The sequence below is a fragment of the Jeotgalibacillus aurantiacus genome (genome assembly GCF_020595125.1).
GTDB classification, from domain to species: domain Bacteria; phylum Bacillota; class Bacilli; order Bacillales; family Jeotgalibacillaceae; genus Jeotgalibacillus; species Jeotgalibacillus aurantiacus.
In genome coordinates this window covers 930,806-951,813 of the sequence record NZ_JACNMS010000001.1, presented here as the reverse complement: position 1 = coordinate 951,813, position 21,008 = coordinate 930,806, and the positions used below count along the sequence as shown (strand labels likewise).

The 21,008-nt window shown below is 46.2% G+C and carries 19 protein-coding genes and 3 tRNA genes; 18 read left to right on the top strand and 4 right to left on the bottom strand.

All coding sequences use genetic code 11. From position 1 onward, the window contains the following. Positions 1–36: 36 nt before the first annotated feature. Positions 37–1,077 (bottom strand): potassium channel family protein, encoded by a 1,041-nt coding sequence (locus H7968_RS04500; protein ID WP_227395028.1) that lies wholly within the window; start codon positions 1,075–1,077, stop codon positions 37–39. Positions 1,078–1,251: 174 nt separating this feature from the next. Between H7968_RS04500 and H7968_RS04495 the strand changes: the two genes are divergently transcribed. From H7968_RS04495 to H7968_RS04440, 12 genes are all read left to right on the top strand, one after another. Next, positions 1,252–1,326, top strand: a tRNA-Glu gene (locus H7968_RS04495). Positions 1,327–1,355: 29 nt separating this feature from the next. Next, positions 1,356–1,431: transfer RNA gene (locus H7968_RS04490), tRNA-Asp, on the top strand. Positions 1,432–1,435: 4 nt separating this feature from the next. Next, positions 1,436–1,508: transfer RNA gene (locus tag H7968_RS04485), tRNA-Phe, on the top strand. Positions 1,509–1,947: 439 nt separating this feature from the next. After that, a complete protein-coding gene (locus tag H7968_RS04480; protein ID WP_227395027.1) occupies positions 1,948–3,366 on the top strand; it encodes a M23 family metallopeptidase in 1,419 nt (472 codons plus the stop codon). Positions 3,367–4,541: 1,175 nt separating this feature from the next. Continuing rightward, complete coding sequence (gene yycF, locus H7968_RS04475; RefSeq protein WP_227395026.1) at positions 4,542–5,252, top strand: response regulator YycF; 711 nt, start codon at positions 4,542–4,544, stop codon at positions 5,250–5,252. A 6-nt stretch (positions 5,253–5,258) separates the two neighbouring features. Continuing rightward, entirely contained in the window at positions 5,259–7,106 is a 1,848-nt protein-coding gene (gene walK / locus H7968_RS04470; protein WP_227395025.1) for a cell wall metabolism sensor histidine kinase WalK, read from the top strand. Continuing rightward, positions 7,103–8,425, top strand: a complete 1,323-nt coding sequence (locus H7968_RS04465) for a YycH family regulatory protein (protein ID WP_227395024.1) — start codon at positions 7,103–7,105, stop codon at positions 8,423–8,425. Before walK ends, H7968_RS04465 begins: the two co-directional genes overlap by 4 nt. Next, complete coding sequence (locus H7968_RS04460; RefSeq protein WP_227395023.1) at positions 8,412–9,281, top strand: two-component system regulatory protein YycI; 870 nt, start codon at positions 8,412–8,414, stop codon at positions 9,279–9,281. Before H7968_RS04465 ends, H7968_RS04460 begins: the two co-directional genes overlap by 14 nt. Before the next feature lie 6 nt (positions 9,282–9,287). Then, positions 9,288–10,085: an MBL fold metallo-hydrolase gene (locus H7968_RS04455; protein ID WP_227395022.1), complete on the top strand. Its 798-nt coding sequence runs from the start codon at positions 9,288–9,290 to the stop codon at positions 10,083–10,085. A gap of 541 nt (positions 10,086–10,626) precedes the next feature. Beyond that, entirely contained in the window at positions 10,627–10,974 is a 348-nt protein-coding gene (locus H7968_RS04450) for a carboxymuconolactone decarboxylase family protein (protein WP_227395021.1), read from the top strand. A 357-nt stretch (positions 10,975–11,331) separates the two neighbouring features. Continuing rightward, positions 11,332–11,907, top strand: coding sequence for a hypothetical protein (locus H7968_RS04445; RefSeq protein WP_227395020.1), 576 nt, complete (start codon positions 11,332–11,334; stop codon positions 11,905–11,907). Next, a complete protein-coding gene (locus H7968_RS04440) occupies positions 11,904–12,500 on the top strand; it encodes a TlpA family protein disulfide reductase (RefSeq protein ID WP_227395019.1) in 597 nt (198 codons plus the stop codon). Before H7968_RS04445 ends, H7968_RS04440 begins: the two co-directional genes overlap by 4 nt. Positions 12,501–12,788: 288 nt before the next feature. Here the strand turns inward: H7968_RS04440 and H7968_RS04435 are convergent, their stop codons facing one another. Together H7968_RS04435 and H7968_RS04430 are read right to left on the bottom strand one after the other, a co-directional pair. Continuing rightward, positions 12,789–13,751, bottom strand: coding sequence for a glutaminase (locus H7968_RS04435; protein WP_227395018.1), 963 nt, complete (start codon positions 13,749–13,751; stop codon positions 12,789–12,791). A 15-nt stretch (positions 13,752–13,766) separates the two neighbouring features. Beyond that, complete coding sequence (locus H7968_RS04430; protein WP_227395017.1) at positions 13,767–14,219, bottom strand: GNAT family N-acetyltransferase; 453 nt, start codon at positions 14,217–14,219, stop codon at positions 13,767–13,769. Positions 14,220–14,360: 141 nt separating this feature from the next. On the opposite strand from H7968_RS04430, the gene H7968_RS04425 reads away from it, so the two are divergent. Both H7968_RS04425 and H7968_RS04420 read left to right on the top strand, forming a co-directional pair. Further along, the gene (locus tag H7968_RS04425) at positions 14,361–15,578 is read left to right on the top strand and encodes a S1C family serine protease (protein ID WP_227395016.1); all 1,218 of its coding nucleotides are present in this window, start codon (positions 14,361–14,363) and stop codon (positions 15,576–15,578) included. 187 nt (positions 15,579–15,765) lie between these two features. Next, positions 15,766–15,930 carry a CxxH/CxxC protein gene (locus H7968_RS04420; protein WP_227395015.1) on the top strand — a complete coding sequence of 55 codons (165 nt, stop codon included), beginning with the start codon at positions 15,766–15,768 and terminating at the stop codon, positions 15,928–15,930. A gap of 527 nt (positions 15,931–16,457) precedes the next feature. Here H7968_RS04420 and H7968_RS04415 read toward each other — a convergent pair. Further along, positions 16,458–16,952 carry a peroxiredoxin family protein gene (locus H7968_RS04415; RefSeq protein WP_227395014.1) on the bottom strand — a complete coding sequence of 165 codons (495 nt, stop codon included), beginning with the start codon at positions 16,950–16,952 and terminating at the stop codon, positions 16,458–16,460. 614 nt (positions 16,953–17,566) lie between these two features. On the opposite strand from H7968_RS04415, the gene H7968_RS04410 reads away from it, so the two are divergent. From H7968_RS04410 to H7968_RS04395, 4 genes are read left to right on the top strand one after another with little or no spacing between them, the layout of a single operon-like run. Continuing rightward, a complete protein-coding gene (locus H7968_RS04410) occupies positions 17,567–18,142 on the top strand; it encodes a glycerol-3-phosphate responsive antiterminator (RefSeq protein ID WP_227395013.1) in 576 nt (191 codons plus the stop codon). Further along, positions 18,139–19,254: an ABC transporter ATP-binding protein gene (locus H7968_RS04405; protein WP_227395012.1), complete on the top strand. Its 1,116-nt coding sequence runs from the start codon at positions 18,139–18,141 to the stop codon at positions 19,252–19,254. The genes H7968_RS04410 and H7968_RS04405 overlap by 4 nt, the downstream gene beginning before the upstream one ends. A gap of 5 nt (positions 19,255–19,259) precedes the next feature. After that, entirely contained in the window at positions 19,260–20,186 is a 927-nt protein-coding gene (locus H7968_RS04400) for a carbohydrate ABC transporter permease (RefSeq protein ID WP_406566361.1), read from the top strand. A gap of 2 nt (positions 20,187–20,188) precedes the next feature. After that, a complete protein-coding gene (locus H7968_RS04395) occupies positions 20,189–20,995 on the top strand; it encodes a carbohydrate ABC transporter permease (protein WP_227395091.1) in 807 nt (268 codons plus the stop codon). Positions 20,996–21,008 lie beyond the last annotated feature (13 nt).

Sequence of the window (21,008 nt, the reverse complement as noted above, 5' to 3'; positions counted from 1 at the left end):
ATTGAGCCATAATAAAAAGCCGGATATAAATCCGGCTCACTCCACAGTTTCATATAAAACGTTCAGCTTTTGAAAAGTAGTATCTTCACAAATAATATACAATAAGTCGCCTTCGTTCATCTTCTTTTTATTAGCATCACGGAAATCCATATCATCATTTACCGCAATCAGCACTGCACCGTCATCCAGCAGTTTTTGAGAAGCATCACGGTACGTTTTCCAGGAAGACTTCGCCTTAATGACATTAATATTATTGCCATAGCGCTTACTTAACAGCTGTCTAAAAATCGATGTCGTTCCAGGCTGCAAAGTCGCTTTCGCCATTAATAATGACACTGAATCATCCGACAGAATAAAGTCATCGACTCTGATATGATTAAATTTAGAAATATGACGCTCTTCACTGATTTCGACAACAGTCTGTATATCAACATTATGCGTAATAGATAAGGCTTCAACTGCCGACGCCACCAGCAGACTCTTTCCATCACAAAGAACCGGGTTATCAATTCTCGGATCAGAAAAAATCGCGACACGCTTCGATTCTAAAATGTTGGCTTTCATCAGCGTCCGCTCTTCAGATGGATCTCCACTGATAAAGTGAACCCCATCATGCGTGATAGGCGTTTCAGGAAGATCTTCAATTAATACAATCGGCGCTTTACTATTGTGATAAAGTACTTCGTGAATCGCCTGCTCTGTTTTTTTAGACCACCCAATATAAACATAATGCCCACCTTTTTTATACACCAGCTTTCCCTCCTTTTTCAGTCGCTGATAAGTGCTTGCTCCCTCTACGATTTTTCCGATCAATACCCCAATGAGACCGATTCCGAAGATAAATAGAAAAATACCGACAAGCCGTCCGGCCACAGTAACCGGAAAGAAATCCCCGTAGCCGACTGTTGTTAACGTCGTCATCGTCCACCAGAAGCTGTCAAATAGTGTTGGAAACGTCTCCGGTTCGATGAGATGCACGGAAAACGTCCCGAATAAAATGATGATTAAAGACAAAACCGCAATAAACTTAAAGTTTAATTCCGACAGCTGCTTCCACAGCCTGAAAAAAATCTGCATGGCGGATCCTCCTCTCTATTTCTAAAAAATACTCTATTAAAATCGTACAGATAAAATGAAAAAAGTACCATACATTTTACAAGAAAAAAGTTTGTCATCTTTTTTTAAAAAAAGATTGTCATAGTAAAAATGTTTGTGGTATAGTTAGATTCGTTGCTAAGCAACACGCATGATGGCCCGTTGGTCAAGTGGTTAAGACACCGCCCTTTCACGGCGGTAACACGGGTTCGAATCCCGTACGGGTCACCACTATACATACTCACATTTAGAAACAATAAGGTCCCGTGGTGTAGCGGTTAACATGCCTGCCTGTCACGCAGGAGATCGCCGGTTCGATCCCGGTCGGGACCGCCATTTAGGCTTTGTAGCTCAGTTGGTAGAGCAATGGACTGAAAATCCATGTGTCGGCGGTTCGATTCCGTCCAAAGCCATTAAGATACGCTGCTGGTGCGGTGTATCTTTTTTATTTGCTTAAAAATGGACTTGCGGCATGAATCGCGTACATTTCTGCCTTTATGAATCTGGACGATTATACGCTAATCACTGCAATCTTCACGGTAATAGTGGTCCCCATCGAATGATTTTTTCCTCTATTAGTAAAAAACGCCAAGCTTGTTACATTCCCTCTCTCACACTCTTTAAACATCACAAAATCATAACAGTTTCATGTCATTCAACAAATCGACAACTTTCATCAGACGTAAAAAGGTGAGTATTGAAGCATTTTTCAATGACAACGAATGGTATGGCTGAAAGCGCTTATTTTACAATTAAGCGACAGCGCTTGTCCTCTATTTAATCTATGGTACATTTGGGAGGCGTGAATTTTGACGCATCTATGAACCTACATTTTTTACGGAGGACAATAGAATGAGAAAATCAATGACAGGCAGAGGCCTGATTCCTATAAATAAAAGACCGTCAGTAAAACTGTTTGCTGCGGGGATCATTCTTTCCTCTTCGCTTACTGGTTTCGGAAAGCCGGCAAAAGCCGAGGAGGAAGGCCTGAGTATTGTCTACCATGTGTATGCAGGGGACGAGTACTTAGGCATGGTGGAAGATGAGCAGCTGATCACAGACTGGGCTGAAGACGAGGAGAAAAAGCTCGAGTCTTCAAAGGAGCTTGAAGTCGCACACAATGTAACGATGATTCCTGAACATGTTTTTCATCCGGAAACGAATGATCGCGACATCCTGAACCAAGTGAAGGATTCTGCTGATTTTGTGACAGAGGCAAAAGCATTAAGCCTGAACGGTCATCCCGTGGCGTATGTCAAGGATGAAAAGGAAGAACAAGAAGTGATCCGTCAGCTTAAATTAAGTGCAGTATCAAAAGAAGAGCTGGCAGCCTATGAAGAAAAAGGTGATAGTGCGGAACTGAAGCCGGGTGAAAGCCGGATCAATTCCATCACCATTGAGGGATTAGAGGAAGCAGAGGATCTGTCTGTGACACCTGAAAGTCTCTCTACACCAGAGAAAGCAGCTGAAAAGCTTCTGGCAGGAACAAAAGCTGAAGTAGAGCATGAGGTAAAAGAAGGCGAGACAAAAGAACAGCTTTTGGAACAATATAATATGAAAGAAGAAGCGTTCGATCAGCTGAATCCTGAACTTGATGAGCTGACTGAAGGCGACATCGTAAAGGTCCAGAAAGCAATTCCGGGTCTGCAGGTGAAAGTGGAGAAAGAAAAGCGGGTCAAAGAAACGATCGCTTTTGAAGAGCAGGTGAAGGAAGACGACACTATGCTAAAAGGCGAATCACGCGTGGAACAGGAAGGCCAGGATGGTGAAAAGGTGTATACACAAATCATCAGTGAAACAAACGGAAAAGAAGTTTCCAGTGACATCACAGATGAAGAAGTAACGCGTGAAGTGAAAAACCATATCGTGGTCAACGGAACGAAAGAGATTCCTTCAAAAGGAACAGGCTCATTCATCTTCCCGACAAATGGCGGCTACATTTCAAGTCACCAGGGTCCGAGATGGGGAGATTACCATAAAGGGATCGATATCGCCCAGCCTGATAACTATACGATTAAAAACGTAGATAACGGTGTTGTTGTATCGGCAGGTCCTGATGGAGATTACGGCAATAAGGTCGTGATTGATCATAACAACGGCGTACGCACAACATATGCCCATCTTGCTGAAATCCACGTGACGCCGGGACAGGTTGTCGCACAGGGTGAATCACTGGGCATCATGGGAGATACAGGGTTCTCAACAGGCATTCATCTGCACTTCGAAGTACATGTGAACGGTCAGCTTGTAAACCCGATGGATTATTTATAAAACAGCATAAGGTTTAATGGTTTGAAAAGGCTGTTTCCATATTTGAATGAGGAATATGGAAACAGCTTTTTTGTTTGTTTAAAGGTGTATCCGGGATGAAAATCTGGAGAGTTGTCAAATACATGGTAAGAGTTTTTGAATAAAGCGGAAGAATTGTAAAATTACCGAAAAAGTTGTTAGATAGCCTGCCGGGCTCACCACGCGGCCACGGAAAGGGAAGGGGATTCAGAAACGGTTCTTTTTATATACTGATTCGTTTACTGATTTTTACAGCATAAATACATTTCCCGGGAAATGAGATAAGTCGAAAAATGAAGAAAAAAGTGGAGAAACACAGAAAAAGCTCTTTATGAACAGGTGGTTGTTCAAGAAAGTGACCAAGTTTGAGGTGAAAGTGTCCAAATTAAGCTCAAAAGTGACCAAGCTCAGCCAGTAAGTGACCAAACTGAAAGCAAAAGTGTCCAAACACCAACCCGCCTCCGCTTTTCTTGATCCAGCTCCGGCGCCTAGCCCCTCGAGGTCATAAGTCAAAAATGAACGAGGGTAAAGGGCAACCCTCTTTTCATTTTCGTCTTATGCTTGTCGGGGCTGAGCAAAGCCTCCACCTTTCTCGATCCAGCTCCGGTTCGCAGCGGCTAGTGCGCTTCCCTCAGCTCATTTCGATAAGTCAACATCGGCTCGCTGACGCTCTCCGTGTTTCCTTTATCTTAATCGCTTCAGTCCACCGCATACGCCGCTAAACGCGAACCTCCGCTTTTCTCGATGTCCAGCTCCCGCGGGCAGGGACTAGCAAACTTCCCGTCCTCTCGTTCGATAAGTCAACATCGGTTCACATCCGTTCACCGTGTTTCCTTTATCTTCGTCGAGGCCAGTCCAGTTTGTACGTCCCTAAACGCCCGCCTCCGCTTTTCTCGATGTCCAGCTCCGGCGGGCAGGGACTAGCAAACTTCCCGTCCTCTCGTTCGATAAGTCAACATCGGTTCACTTCGTTCGCCGTGTTTCCTTTATCTTCGTCGAGGCCAGTCCAGTTTGTACGTCCCTAAACGCCCGCCTCCGCTTTTCTTTTGTAAATAAGTGAAATATCCACCTTAACGTGATACATTTACTATAGTAGATTGTAAAAAAATTAAAACACTCTTATAAATTGATCATGAAGCTAAAGGAGATTAGTGAACATGGATAAAAAGATTCTAGTTGTTGATGATGAAAAGCCGATTGCAGATATTCTTCAGTTTAATTTAAAGAAGGAGGGTTATGAGGTTCATTGTGCTTATGATGGTGACACGGCTGTTGAAATGGTCGAGGAAATCAAGCCGGACCTGATTCTTCTTGATATTATGCTGCCGGGACGTGACGGGATGGAAGTTTGCCGTGAGGTCCGCAAGAATTATGAAATGCCGATCATTATGCTGACGGCGAAAGACTCTGAGATTGATAAGGTTTTAGGTCTTGAGCTTGGTGCGGATGATTATGTCACAAAGCCGTTCAGTACGCGTGAGCTTGTGGCGCGTGTGAAGGCGAACCTTCGTCGCCACCAGGCACTGAAAGGTCAGGCAGAGGAAGAGAACCTGACGAATGAGATCACGGTTGGCGTGCTGACGATTCACCCGGATGCCTACATGGTGACAAAACGCGGTGAAACAATTGAACTGACGCATCGTGAGTTCGAATTGCTGCATTATTTATCAAAGCATATCGGACAGGTTATGACACGTGAGCATTTGCTTCAGACAGTTTGGGGTTATGACTATTACGGCGATGTACGTACGGTTGACGTAACGGTTCGTCGTCTGCGTGAAAAAATCGAGGATAATCCGAGTCACCCGCTGTGGATCGTGACGCGCCGCGGCGTTGGGTATTATTTGAGAAATCCGGATCAGGAGTAGGATTGAATGAGGAAGGTCAATTTTTTTCAATCAATACATTTAAAGTTTGTATTGATTTATGTACTTCTTATTGCATTAGCGATGCAAATCATCGGCGTATACTTTGTGCGGGAGCTCGAGGATACGCTGATTGAAAACTTTAAGAATTCAGTTGTGGACCGTCTTGATCCTCTGGAATACACGGTTGCGCAGGAAATCAGCAGCAGCCTTTCCGGAAACCGGTCAGAAGATGAGCCGACACTGCAACAGTCCATCCGCCAACTGCTGGGTGGACTTAATTCTGAAGACATTGAAGAAGTACAAATAATTGATACAAGAAGCCGTATTTTAGGAACATCAGATGACAGTAACCAGTCGATTGTCGGACAGCGGACAACGAGCAACGAACAGGTACGGGAGATTCTTTCCAATGATACGGATCTTCAACAGGAAGAAACGTATATGGATCAGGGTAACCGCGTCTGGGTGCTTGCCCAGCCGATTATTACGGATCAGGGTGAAAAAATCGGGGTCATCTGGGTCAAATCACAGATTGAAAATGTCTATGAGCAGATGGATGAGATTAACGGGATTCTCGCAGGAGGAACCGCTATTTCTCTTGTTATCACAGCGATCCTGGGTGTACTGCTCGCCCAGACCATTACCCGTCCTATTGCCGCCATGAGAAGCCATGCGGTCGATATGGCAAAAGGGAATTTTTCGCGAAAAGTAAAGGTGTATGGTCATGATGAAATCGGTCAGCTCGCGATCACCTTTAACAATTTAACAAAAAGGCTTCAGGAAGCGAGAGCGACGACTGAAGCAGAGCGGAGAAAGCTGTCCTCAGTCCTCAGTTACATGACAGACGGGGTAATCGCAACAGATCGCCGCGGAAGAGTTATTTTGATCAATGATCCGGCTGCTGCCATGCTGAATGTTTCACGTGAAACAGTGCTGTCGATGTCGCTGCCTGAAGTGCTTGGCATCGAAGAGGAGTATTCGGTCGATGACCTGTCTACTCAGACAGATTCCCTCATTTTAAACTTTGGAACGGACGCTAAGCCGTATATTTTACGTGCAAACTTCTCGGTGATTCAAAAGGAAACAGGCTTTGTAAACGGTCTGATTACCGTGCTGCATGATATTACCGAGCAGGAAAAAATCGATGCAGAGCGCCGGGAATTTGTAGCGAACGTATCCCACGAGCTGCGCACGCCGCTTACAACGATGCGAAGCTATTTGGAAGCCTTATCAGAAGGCGCGTGGCAGGACCAGGAGATTGCCCCTCATTTCCTTGAGGTGACCCAGACGGAAACCGAGCGGATGATCCGGCTTGTCAACGACCTTCTTCAATTATCTAAAATGGACAGCCGGGATTACCGACTGAATAAAGAATTCGTGAACTTTATCAACTTTTATCAGCGGATTATCGACCGTTTTGATATGGGACGTTCTCAAAACGTTACGTTTAAAACGAAGCTTCCACAGGAGCCGGTGTATGTTGAAATTGATACTGATAAAATGACGCAGGTGCTTGATAACATCATCTCCAATGCGCTGAAGTATTCACCTGAGGGTGGACAGATCCGTTTTAAAGTGGAGCTGAAAGAGCGTGAAAAGGAAATGGTCGTCAGCGTATCCGATCAGGGCGTCGGCATTCCGCGTGAAAACCTGAAAAATATTTTCGAACGTTTTTATCGTGTAGATAAAGCAAGGACGAGACAGCTTGGCGGTACAGGGCTCGGTCTTGCGATTGCCAAGGAAATGATCACCGCCCATGAAGGACGAATCTGGGCATCAAGTGTGGAAGGAAGAGGCACAACCATTTACTTCACGCTGCCGTATGACCCAACAAGTGAGGATGAATGGTCATGAGGATCGAATTATTTAAATCAATCTTACTGACACTGCTCGTAGTCTTAAGTGGTCTGTTGACATGGAATGTCTGGTCGTACCAGCCATCTACCGAAACGTTTGAAGCACCTACAACGATTGATGTGGCGATCAGTGAAGAGCGGGATATTGATGATCTGATCAAGCCGCTCAGATTTCTTGTGCATGAAGAGGAAGCCGTCTATGGAGCTTCTGCTTCCAGTGAAGTAGAAACCCTGCTGAGTCAAATGAGCGACTGGAGCATCTTCAGCATACGCCAGAACACATCTCTAAATGAAGAGGAATTCTTAAATCTTGTTCATGGTCCGAACCGGATCGAAGTCGTGTTTCCGGTCAGCGTTCCATTTAACACGTACAGAGATGTCCTGCGTTTTGAAGACAGCAATCTGCCGCAGGACAGCTTCAACAGAATCGTCATTGATGTCGCTGCGAGGGACGAGTCTACCTTTACCGTTTATTTTGTTCACTACGAAAATAGGGTTGTGTATGAATCACGTGTCGATCGTGACAGTCTTGCAGCGATAAACCGGGATATTGTGCTTCCTGCACCTGAGAAATATATGGCTTATGCCCGCTATGACACAGGAAGACGTTCGATATTTGTTCCGGCTAATCGTCTCACACCTCAGCAATACGGTTACCGGATGGAACGGATTGATATTGAACTGTTCAGGCAGGCACTGTTTTCAAACCCGGATGATATCAACTATAATTCACTTGCTTCATCCAGAGAGCAGTATGTCGATAATTCAAACCTGCTTGAGGTCAATAACAACACCAACATGATCAGTTTTGTAAACCTCACCTCTGATGAAGCCACGGTCATTGATGCGACTGAACTGATTACAAACAGCCGCCGTTTTGTCAATGATCACAGCGGTTGGACAGGTGACTACTATCTTGCAAACCTTGATCCAATGAACCAGCAAGTAACGTACCGCATGCACATAGGCGGAGTTCCGATCTTTAGTGAGGATGGAGTTTCAGAGATCAATCAGGAATGGGGAAGCACCATTATTCATAAATACAGCCGCTCATTCCTTCAGACACAATTCCCGTTACCAACCGAATCAGCAACGAAAACACTGCAGCCGGGTCTTGATGTCATTAGTCAGATTGAGTCACGAGAAGAAAACTATGAGCCTGAGCTGTTAGAAGACGTCACACCTGCCTACAGAATGATCAGGGACTCTCAAAATGCACTGACTTATACACTTGATCCGTCCTGGTATTACAAATATGATGGCGTATGGAAACGTGTTCCGGAGCAGGGAGGAGGGGATCCGATTGGATTGGAGTAAAACAAAAACCATTTTTATCGTGGTCTTTCTCATTCTGGACATTTTTCTATTCTTCCTGTTTTTACAGAAATATCAGGACACACAAAACAGCCAGCTGCCTCAGCTTTCCATTGCTGAACAGATTGAAGAGGAAAACATTACGATTAGTAATGAACTGCCCGATCTGGATGACAGCAAAGCTTATTTAAATGCAGAATCCTACCGTTTTTCAGCAGAAGAAGCATCGAATCTTCAAGGTCAAAATGCAAATGTCCGCAACAACCGTATTCTGGAGTCGAACCTGAACACCCCAGTTGATATTGAGGATCCGGAAAATCCTGAAGAAGTGACCGAACTGTTAGAGGAATTTGTCCTCTACGGAGAGCAGTACCGGTTCTGGGATTATCGTGAAGAAGAAAACGAGCTTGTTTATTTTCAGGTCTACGAAGATAATGAACTGTACTATAATGTCAATGCCCAGCTGGTCGTGACGCTGAATGAACAGCAGCAGGCCGTAGCTTACACACAGACCTATTTAACATCGCTTGAACCCTTCTCATCTGAGCAGGAACTGATTACGCCGGGAGATGCGCTTGAGACATTTTATGGTTCTGGTAATGTAGAAGCCAACTCACGGGTTACAGATCTGGAGATCGGCTATTTTCCTTCATTTTTGCAGGCCGGAAATAATGATGACAGCGTAACGGGTGACGTTCAGGTACTGACACCAACGTATAAAATGACGATCGAAAATGAAGAAGGCAGTCAACGGGACCTGTTTATCAATGCCGTTGACGACAACATTTATGATATGAGCCAGGTCAACATGGACTTTGACCAGCTCGATGAACAGGAAAACGACGAATCAACGGAGTGAAGCATGATGACAATGCACATGAGTGTACTTGCAAGCGGCAGTACAGGAAATGCGATCTATATTGAAACAGAAGAGCATTCCTTCCTGGTCGATGCCGGCTTAAGCGGAAAGCAGATGGAGGGCCTATTTGACAAAATCGGGCGCTCCGCTGACCGCCTGAGCGGAATCCTGGTCACCCATGAACATAGTGATCATATTAAAGGGCTTGGCGTATTAGCCCGCCGCTATAAGCTGCCCATTTACGCAAACGAAAAAACATGGAACGCGATGGAACCCCTGATCGGAAACGTTCAAACCGATCAGAAATTCATCTTTCCGATGGAAACAGTGAAATCCTTCGGCGGTCTCGATATCGAATCATTCGGTGTTTCACACGACGCAGCAGAGCCGATGTTTTACGTCTTTCATCAGGACGGCAAAAAACTCGTCGTCATGACCGACACAGGCTACGTCAGCGACCGCATGAAAGGCATCATTAAAGGAGCGGATACTTACGTCTTTGAAAGCAACCACGACGTCGGCATGCTCCGCATGGGCCGCTATCCATGGAGCGTCAAACGCCGCATCTTGAGCGACGTTGGACACGTCTCCAATGAAGACGCAGCCATTGCCATGAGCGAAGTATTCAGCGACAACACCAAACGCATCTACCTGTCCCATCTCTCAAAAGACAACAACATGAAAGACCTCGCACGCATGAGCGTCACTCAGACACTCGAAAGCTGCGGTGTGCGCGTCGGAGACACATTCGACCTGTACGATACCGATGCCTCAATCCCGACCGAGCTTTATAAAATTGTCTAGGGGGACGGAGCGCCTGTGCCATTTTTGATCAATGGCACAGGCGCTTTTTAGTTGGTGGGGGTAGGTTCGCAGGATTTTGAGCGAGTTTTGCGGAATGTTGCGTGTGTTTCGCAAGATATGGGGTGAGGTTCACAGAATTCCCGGAGACTTTCATCAGATTTTAGTCGAAGTTCGCAAGGTTGGGACTTTTCGCATCGTTCGGCTGACGGGATCTGTTAGCCAAAATCATCAAAAGCCCCGGCCTGCGCCGGGTTTTTCATGAAAGTGACCAAATAAAGCACAAAAGTGGTCAAGTTAAAGGCGTAAGTGACCAAGCTGACGTAGAATGTGACCAAACACCATCTTTAAGTGTCCAGGCTGGCGGCAAATGTGACCAAGTGGTATCTGCATTTTACAATAAACGCATTGCACAAGCTGCTGAAATAGAGCATTTTCCGTGCTGAGAAACGTCAAGCCAGTAAATCAGACAGCACATTCAAGGGTTTATGATATAGCCTGAGAAGGAATGGCATAATATTGAATTTATTGGAGGCATGATAACATGAATCTAAACGGAGAAAAAATTCTGGAGAGATATAGAAATGGCGTTAAAGAAGTACATGAAACTCTACCGGATGCAATCAGTGAATATAACCGCTTTACAGGGAAAGTTTTCGAAAGCGGAACTATTGATCGTTCGCAAAAGCATTTAATGGCACTCGCCATCGCGATCAAGGATGGAGATGAATCCAGCATCGCCTTTCATATGGACCAGTGCGTTGCGCATGACTGCACCGATCAGCAGATTCACGAAACGATGATGGTGGCTGCAGCTTACGGAGGCGGCTCTGCAATGAGTCACGGTGTAACCATGGGCCTCGAGCTGTTGAAGCAATTCAGAGAACGATAAAAAAGTGTGGACGGTCCATTCCGTCCACACTTTTTTTAGATGGCGGTGAGATTCGGTCAGGGCTGAGCAAGGCGCCTTCGCTTTTCTTGGTCCAGCTCCGGCAGACAGGGACTAGCAAACACATCCGTCCTCTCGTTCGATAAGTCAACATCGGATCGCTGCGCTTTCCATGTTTCTTTTATCTTCGTCGAGGACAGTCCAGTTTGTACGTCTCTTAACACCTGCTTCCACCTTTCCTATTTCCAAAACCTTTGTGACATCCTGCAAATTCGGTTTATTTTCGGGCACAATGAAGTAGACTGATAGGAGGGGAAATAGGAGGAGGGGTATGGGATCGAGTGGTATAATATTGGAGCATTGATTATTTCGTCGACTCAGGTCAGCCTTCTAATCGCATTTACAGTAGCCTGGTGGTCGATGAGGCGGGTGGATCGTCAGCTGGCATCGACGGTTTCGAATTTGTTTTTTACGTTTGTGCTGGTCTGGAAGTTTTCAAGTATTGTGATTTATTTTGATTATGTGCGGCAGACACCGATGGCTGTGCTCTATTATAACGGAGGAGAGTGGGGATTGCGGCTGGCTGTCTTAGCCGTTTTGATTCAGCTCTTCTTTTACAGCAAAAAGCATGCGCAGATCAGCGGCCTGCTTTTTCCGGCCTGGCTCGTGCTACTCACTGTTCTTGAAGCGGCTAAGATGATTCAGACCGCTGCAACCGTGCCGGATGCGCTTTTGGCAGGGGTTTTTCTGGTCCTATTCGTGCTCATCTGGCCTAAAGAAAACCGCTTTTTAAATGGATATATGCTAGTCGCCATCCTTATTTTTCAATGGGTGACGGTTTTGGTAAATGGAGATTTTTATACTGAGGGACTGGTTTACAGCTGGCTGTTCAGTCTTGTGGTATTTGTGCTGTATCGAAGGAGGGAAAGAGTATGATTCCACGTATCATTGCGCTTGCGGGGGTAGGCGTACTTGTGGCGTTACTTATTATAAATGTAATAAATGATCAGAAAGAACGAGAGGAGCGGCAGGCATTGATGGAGCAGTATGCTGTGATGCCCGCTGACAATGAAACGGCCCAGCCTGTTGAGTCAACAGGTGCACTGAAGGAAGGTCAGCCCGTTCCGGATGTTCAGGCATCAACACTGGATGGTGACATCATTGCGCTGAAGGATCTTCGTGGCAAAAAGATCATTCTCAATTTCTGGGCAACCTGGTGTCCGCCATGTATGGCTGAAATGCCGCACATGCAGGATTATTATGAAGGGATGGCCAAAGAGCAGAACGTTGAAGTTTTAGCGGTTAACCTAACGAGTAAGGATAACGGGATGGATAAGGTGCGCAGTTTTGTAGAGGATTATGAGCTCACGTTCCCTATTCTACTTGACGATACAGGCCTGCTCGGCGAAGAATTTCAGGCTTATTCGATCCCGACCACGTATTTAATCGACGAGGACGGCATCATCCAGCGCAAGCTGATGGGGCCGATGGATCAGGATATGATGATTGAAATGATGGGTGAAATCTGATGAACGTCCGGCTGAAGCGCCGGGCGTTTTTTAAATGGGGCCGGTGGTTTGAAGGAATGATTTTTTCAAAAGAAGGAATTCTGATCAGCAGTGGAGGGATTCAAACCTTGAAACGAAGGGAAAAGCAGACGCAATCGGGCGAGTGAAGGAATGACAATCCAGAAAGAAGGAATTCCATTTTCAACAGCCTGAATTAAAATCTCAAAAAGCCTGAATCATTCACCGCAGTGATGGAATGCCGCACACTCACCGCACCCCACCAAAAAAAGGCCACCGCAGCAGCCCTCCTCAGAAAATACTAAAATCCCATGCCTCGGAAATCTGACGCAATAGCATCGTACCAGCTGCGCTGTTTCCGTTTTTATCAATCGCGGGGCTGAACACAGCAATGCCGCAGCCTTTGCGAAACGCTTTTTCCGGTGAATGCCATTTTGGCGGAACGGACGCTAAAATCCCGCCTGACACACCACTTTTAGCAGGGATCCCGACGTGCGCAGCAAATTTTCCGGATGAATTATACATCCCGCATGTCACCATCAATACCTTTGCAATCCGCGCCACATCACTGCTGAAAATCTGCCGTTTCTCAACGGGATCGTAGCCGTCGTGTGCAATCACCAGTCCGATTTTCGCAAGATCCTCAAGGGTAATACAGATCGCACAAAGCCTGATATAAATATCGAGTGCTTCCTCCACGTCCAGATCCAAAAGCTTCGATTCTTTCAAATAATAAGCAAGCGCGCGGTTCCGGTGGGCGGTCTGCCATTCAGATTCATAAACCGCCTGATCGAGCTCAAGCTGATGACCAATCATCCCTTCGACAAATAAGAGAAAACGCTCATATTTTTCCCCGACCGTATCACCCGGAAGCATCGAGGCAACGGTGATCGCACCAGCATTAATCAGCGGATTAAACGGCTTTCCCGGCCGGTGGATTTCAAAAGGGATAATGGAATTGAACGATTCACCTGTCGGCTCCACATCCACTTTATCGAGCACAAAATCAAGCCCTCTAAAATGACAGAGCGCCACAAAACTGATGATTTTAGACACACTTTGAAGCGTGAATTTCACATCGCTGTCTCCGGCAGTATAGGTATCCCCGTCATAATCCATGATACAGATCCCAAGCTGATTGGGGTCCTGATTCGCAAGCGCCGGAATATATTTGGCGGTTTCCCCAAGCATTGTATGGGAGCGGTTATCCTCAACCCACTGCGTCAATCTCTCATACACTTCCTCGCTTCTCATATGTGTGCCTCCCGATCAATCCAGCCGCTTTTCCACCACCTCACGCAGCACGTCAAAGCCCTGATGGCGGTAAAAGGCGGCTGCATCCGTATTTGAGCTCCAGTAATCGAGCTGAACTCTATTAATACCACGCTCTCTTGCAGCCTCTTCTACTTTTCCCATTAAAAGTGCGCCGTAACCTTTTTTCTGATAAGCAGGTGAGACACTGATCTGGTGCACATAAACATAGGACACCTCTTTTTTAAATGCGTTGGCTTCTCTCCGGCGGATTTCAAACCACACAAAACCCGCATCCTCATCCAGCACATACATCTCATGCTCCCCATGCTCTAGAATTTTTAAAAATGCATCCCGCATCGCCTCAAATGAATAAGGCACGAATAAATCCGGGTGCAGCTTAACATGCAAATCATGTACCGGTTTATTTAAAGATGCGATTACATCCACATCTGTCGTTCGTTTCAACATCATCATTCCCCCAACATAACAGTTTTTTTAAAGTATAGAGCATTTTCTTAAAAAATTTAGCCGTTTTTCATCTAATTTTCATTTTCACCTCTTATACTGTGAACCATAGAAAACAAAATAACGATGAAAGGAATGACATACATGGGATACTATGATGATCAGGAAACCCGAGAAAGCATATCCCGTAAGAAAAGCGGAAGTAAGGCAGGATATTTTTTATCCAGTCTGTCCGGACTTATCATCGGAGCGCTTTTAGTGACACTGTTAATGCCAATGATGGGGAATGGCGGCTCACCGGCTGTCAATAATACATCTTCAGGAGACGGCACACAAAGTGCACAAACGCAAAATGTCTCCTATGATGTCTCATCAGACGTGACCGCAGCCGTTGAAAAAGCTGGCGGAGCAGTCGTAGGTGTAACCAACCTGCAGTCCGGTCAAAGCCTCTTTGGCGGACAATCCGGTGAAGCAACAGAAGCCGGTACCGGTTCAGGTGTCATTTATAAATCTGAAGGAGACGCTGCGTACATCGTGACGAACTATCACGTCATTGAAGGCAGCGATCAGGTAGAAGTCACGCTCGCTGATGGCACAAAAGAGGAAGCGCAGGTGCTCGGGGGAGACCAGTGGACAGACCTTGCTGTACTCCAGATCAGCAATGAAAACGTCGAAACCGTTGCTGAATTCGGGGATTCACAGGCACTGAAGCCGGGTGAACCGGTTATTGCAATCGGAAATCCATTAGGTCTTCAGTTCTCAGGCTCAGTCACAACAGGTGTTGTATCCGGTGTTGAACGGACAATTCCGGTTGACATTAATCAGGACGGCGCCGTTGACTGGCAGGCAGAGGTTATCCAGACGGATGCTGCGATCAACCCAGGTAACAGCGGTGGCGCACTCGTCAATATTCAAGGCCAGCTGGTCGGCATTAACTCAATGAAAATTGCCCAGTCAGCCGTAGAAGGTATCGGTCTTGCCATTCCAATCGATATGGCAGCACCAATCATCGAAGACCTTGAAACACAAGGTGAAGTGCTTCGTCCAACAATGGGAATCACACTGTTTGACCTGGCAAATGTACCAGCTGCACAAAGACAAAGTGAACTGAATCTACCTGAGGAAGTAAAATCAGGTGTTGTGATTCAGCGTGTTGTACCAAATTCAGCTGCTGCTGAAGCGGGACTTGAAGATCTTGATGTCATCGTTGAAATGGATGGCAAGAAAATCAACAACAGCGTCGAGCTTCGTAAGCATCTTTACACTGAAAAAGAAGTCGGCGATGAAATGCAGGTTAAAGTATACCGCGATGGTGAAATGCAAGAGGTTACTCTCACCCTCACAGATGATGCAGATCTGTAAAAGGTGAGTTCATATAGATGCAAGACCATAGAAAGTGAAAGGTCCAACTCTACTATTTTTTAAGCCTATTTTGTCTCAAGGCAGGAACGCCTCCACCGTTCCTGCCTCTTTTTTTGTGCTTTTAACATGCGCTTCATTTTTTTATGCTAAAATGAGAAATCGGAAATTTGAAGAAGGCGGTGAAAAAATGAAGATCTATTGCTGCCAGGAACACGTCGAGCTTGCCCTTGATGTTTTTGTGGATGAACAGGAAAGCTACCCGGATTTAAAGACAGTGGATAACCAGGACGACTTGTCCACAATCTGTGAATATTGCAAAGAACGAGCCATATATATTGTGGAGAACACATGATCCCATACGAAATGTGGATAGAAATTGTGGATATGTGTATAACTTTTGGGGATAACCTGTTCATAATGAGTGAATAACTGTGAGGCTCCATTCATTTTCTGTTCATCAAAATCCTTCCAGCATGGACAAGAAAGCGCTTATATCAACGTTTTCCGAGCGATCGCTCGACAAAACCGGTGCGAAATTAGCGAAAAATTAGACTAATTTGTTGTCCACATGTGGATTAATTTGTTGTTTTGGGTTTTGGATGTGGATGGTTGTATAAAACCGGGCCGGACTCATCCTTCGCTTTCCGTGGCCGGGCGGTGAACCCGCCTGCGCTTCGCACAGTCGGTTTCACCTGACCCTTTCCGCCACAGGAGTCTGCGGATGAGTCCGGCCCTTTGGGTTGATCTCAACTGAAACGATATTAAAAAGAATAAGACTAAAGTCAAAAGCTTTATGAACAGAGAATTCTAGTCATAATAAAGGGATGTCCGCTAATGAGGCTGGACATCCCTTTTCATTATTGTGTTTAATTCAAACGATTATTTCAGGTTCTTTTGAATGTAACGGATTGTTTTACGCAGGGATTCGGCGTCGGGGCGGCCGAATGGTCCGCTTTGGCGGTGCTGGAACAGGACGCGTCCTTCTTCGTCTAAAATGAAGTAGCCCGGCTCGCCATGCTCGCCGTGGTCCTCATAGGGTGCATCTTCTCCGTGATAAAACACGCCGTACGCATCAAATACTTCATGTTTTTCGTCAGAGAGCACCGGGAATTTCAGTTCATATTCCTGTTTGAATGTTGATAGGTTTTCGTTCGTGTCTGTGGAAATGGCAACGACATTTACGTTGTTTTCCGTGAATTTCGAAAGATGGTCGGAATACTCCTTCAGATCTTTCTGACAGACCGGGCACCATGAGCCTCTGAAAAAGACGATCAGCTGCCAGCCGTTTCTTTCGTTTTCCAAAGAGTATGTTTCTCCAGTTGTCGATGTCAGTTCAAAATTCGGGGCTTTTTCGCCCAGCTTAAAAGTTTTCATCGTGTAACGCCTCCTAAATTTGTCAGCATAATGAGTGAATACCCTTTTACTGGATGAGTAAACGGATGGAGGTGTTTTGGTGCGAAGTGACCAGGCTGGGGCCGAAAGTGACCAAGCTGGGGCCAAAAGTGACCAAGTACACGCGCAAAGTGTCCAAACATCCCACCAATGTGACCAAGTCTCACATCCCTGCACAAGCGAAGCGTCCAGCCAAGTGCTCTTATGTACCTAAAAGCACTAAGAGCCCCCGGTCTGCGCCGGGATTTTTTCAGAGAGTGGTTGAATAACCGAGAAGAGTGGTTAAATAACCTCAAAAAGTGGTCTAATCCCCATAAAAAGTAGTCAAATAACCAAAAGAGTAGTCAAATCCGCACGAAGAGTGGTCAAATCCACGCCGGCCGCCTACTCCCTTAACACAACATTTTCAAATCTCATACAGCTTCTTCATATTCTCTTAATATTCCTCGTTTAAAGTAAGTGGTGTGAACGACAAGTGAATAGCAGTCCGGTATGACTTAGGAGAACCATAAAAACGAGAGACAGACGACATCGGCCTCTTTATGTTTTTATGGATTTTTTTATGCTCAAATGCCGGGGAAAAGGAGTGGGCAAGTATGTTTTTAGAAAGAGTGAAAGAATCTCAGGTGATCGCATCGATCAAGGAACCGAAGCAGCTTGAAGCCTTTATCGAAACGGATATTAAGTCAGCCTTTTTACTGTTAGGAAATGTCACAGTGATTAAACGGTATGTTGATTTTTTAAAGGAGCATGACCGGGATGTGTTTTTACATATTGAGAAAATTCCGGGCATCAGCTACGACCGCGAAGGCTTGAAATTTATTGCGCGGCATGTGAAGCCGACGGGGATTGTGACCACGAAGTCCTCTCTCGTCGCAGCAGCACAAAAAGAAGGATTAATTGCGATTCAGCGTCTGTTTTTGATTGATTCAGATGCCTTGAAATATGGGCTTGAGAGTGCGGAGAATATCCGCCCGGATTTTCTTGAACTGATGCCGGGTGTGGTGCCGCACATGATTGAGCACGTGAAGAAGAAAACGGATATTCCGATTATTACAGGCGGACTGATTCAAAACCGAAAGCAGATGATCAGAGCGGTGGAAAGAGGCGCGACGGCTGTATCAACCGGCCGCACGCACTTGTGGAAGCCGTTGACGGAGGTGGTTCGATGAGAAAGGTTGAGCTGAAAGGATTAACAAAATCCTATGACGGAAAGCATGACGTGTTAAAAGCGATTGATGTCACGATTGAGCCGGGCGAATTCTTCGTTCTTGTCGGGCCATCGGGCTGTGGTAAAAGTACGATGCTGCGGATGATCGCAGGGCTTGAATCCATTACATCAGGAGAGCTTGCTTTAGATGGCAAGCGCGCTAATGCCCTTTCGCCAAGTGAGCGCGACCTGTCGATGGTGTTTCAGAATTACGCCCTCTATCCGCATTTAACAGTGGAGCAGAATATCACATTCGGACTTCACGTGAAAAAAATCTCTAAAAAAGAGCAAAAAGCGCGCTGTGAAGAGGTTTGCACGATGCTTGGACTCACCGATTACATGAAGCGGAAGCCAAAAGAGCTCTCAGGCGGTCAACGCCAGCGTGTGGCGTTAGCGCGAGCGGTTGTCACGCAGGCGCCACTTTGCCTCATGGATGAGCCGCTATCAAACCTTGATGCGAAATTAAGGGCAAAAATGCGCTCAGAAATCCGCCAGCTTCAAAGAAAGCTCGGCATCACGATGATTTATGTCACGCATGACCAGACAGAAGCGATGACGATGGCGGACCGGATGATGATTTTATCAGGCGGGGACGTGCAGCAGATCGGCCGTCCGCTGGATGTGTACAACAATCCGGCGAACACCTTTGTCGCATCCTTTATCGGATCGCCGCCAATGAACTTAATCGAAGCGGAAATTTCCGACTCCGTGTTAGTCGCAGATGGACACTGGATGACGCCAATCACAGCTGAGATGAAAGCGAAACTGCAGACGGATAAAGTGACGCTTGGCGTACGTCCGGAGCACATTTCACTCGCCAAAGACAGCGAGCCCGGCTTCCTCGTCCAGGTTGCAAACGTAGAAGTGCTTGGCACCGAAACGCTTGTAACATTCGACTTCGGCGAAGACACGCAGTGGATCGCAAAATGGAACGGCCAAAGCAATATTCAGCCGGGTGCACAAATCCGCATCGCAGTCGATGATCATCACCTGGCTCTCTTCTCAACCGAAACAGGAGAGCGCATCTACTGTCAGGCATCTGAACAGTCAGCTGAAAAGAAGGTGTCATCATGACTGTAATTCGACAGGAAACGACAATTGGATCGACAGGTGACAGGCACCTCGAACGTAAGCGCGCCTGGTCCAACTGGATGACTGGCATGATGTTTTTGCTGCCATCGCTGATTTTGTTTGGTGTGTTTCTGTTTTATCCGATGGTTCGCACGGTGTATTTGAGTTTGTTTTTAACGGATTCGCAAGGGATTCCGGTGGTGTTTGTGGGCTGGGAGAATTTTATTAATTTGTTTCAGTCGACGAGTTTTCAGCTGAGTGCGAAGGCGACGGCGCTGTTTGTTTTGTATACGGTGCCTGCCGGGATTGTGCTGGCAACGGGGCTTGCGATTTTAGCGAATCAGAAGCTGCGCGGGATCGGGCTGTTCCGCACGATGTTTTCAGCGACGATGGGGATGAGTGTGGCGGCGTCTTCTGTGATCTGGATGTTTTTATTTAACCCGTCGATCGGTTTGTTTAACCGGATTTTGGCGGCGCTGAATATTCCGGGTGTGCAGTGGCTGCTTGATCCGCAGTACGCATTGCTGTCAGTTTCTGTGGCGACGATCTGGATGAATACGGGCTTTGCGTTTCTCATCCTTCTTGGCGGGCTGCAGAATATTGATCAGTCCTTATATGAAAGCGCACGGATTGCGGGGGTAAGCGAGTCTTACAAGCTTCGTAAAATTACGTTGCCGATGCTGTCACCAACGCTATTTTTCGTCACGACCGTATCGCTGATCAACGCATTTCAGACGTTTGGACAGATTGATCTGTTAACAAAAGGCGGTCCGATGGAATCTACGAATGTCATTGTGTATTCCATTTACAAAGACGCTTTTATTAACTACAACGTAGGATCTGCAAGTGCGCAGGCTGTGCTGTTGTTTGTGGCGGTACTGGTTGTCACGGTGCTTCAATTCAAAATCGGTGAAAGGAAGGTGCACTATCAGTGAGCATGGGAAAAAAGGTTTTACTTTATATGGCGCTCACCGTCTCCGGACTTGTGATGGTGTTCCCGATTCTTTACGCCTTTTTAATAAGCTTTATGCAGGGTGGGGAAGTGCTGCAGGGCTCTTTATGGCCGGAAAGCTTTTCACTCGCCAATTATTTTTCCGCTTTTGAGCGGGTGCCGCTTCTGACGTATTTATGGAACAGTCTCGTTGTTTCGGTGCTGATCATGGTCGGACAGCTCGTGTTATGCAGTCTAGCCGCGTTTGCGTTTGTATTTATTGAATTTAAAGGGCGCGAATGGATTTTCTATCTGTTTATTTCCACGATGATGATTCCGTGGGAAGCAACAATGGTACCAAACTTCCAGACCGTACAGTCGCTTGGCTGGCTCAACAGCTACGCAGGGCTGACGATTCCGTTTTTTGCGATGGCCTTTGGGACGTTTTTACTCAGACAGCAGTTCAAGACGATTCCAAAGGAGCTGTATGAAGCGTCACAGATCGCCGGAATCAGCAAGCTGCGCTTTTTCACAGGCGTCGTACTGCCAGTTGCAAAAACGACGATCACAACCTTAGCGATTTACAGCTTTTTAACCGCATGGAATATGTATTTATGGCCGCTTCTTGTGACGAACAATGAAGCAAACCGGACCGTTCAAATCGGTCTGAAGCAGATGCAGACCCAGGAAATTGCAAGTGACTGGGGCGTTGTCATGGCGGGTGTGGTCATGGTCATCTTACCAACGTTAATTCTCTTATTTGCAGGACAAAAACGACTTCAGGAAGGCCTCACACAAGGGGCGCTAAAATAAGGAGGAAACAATC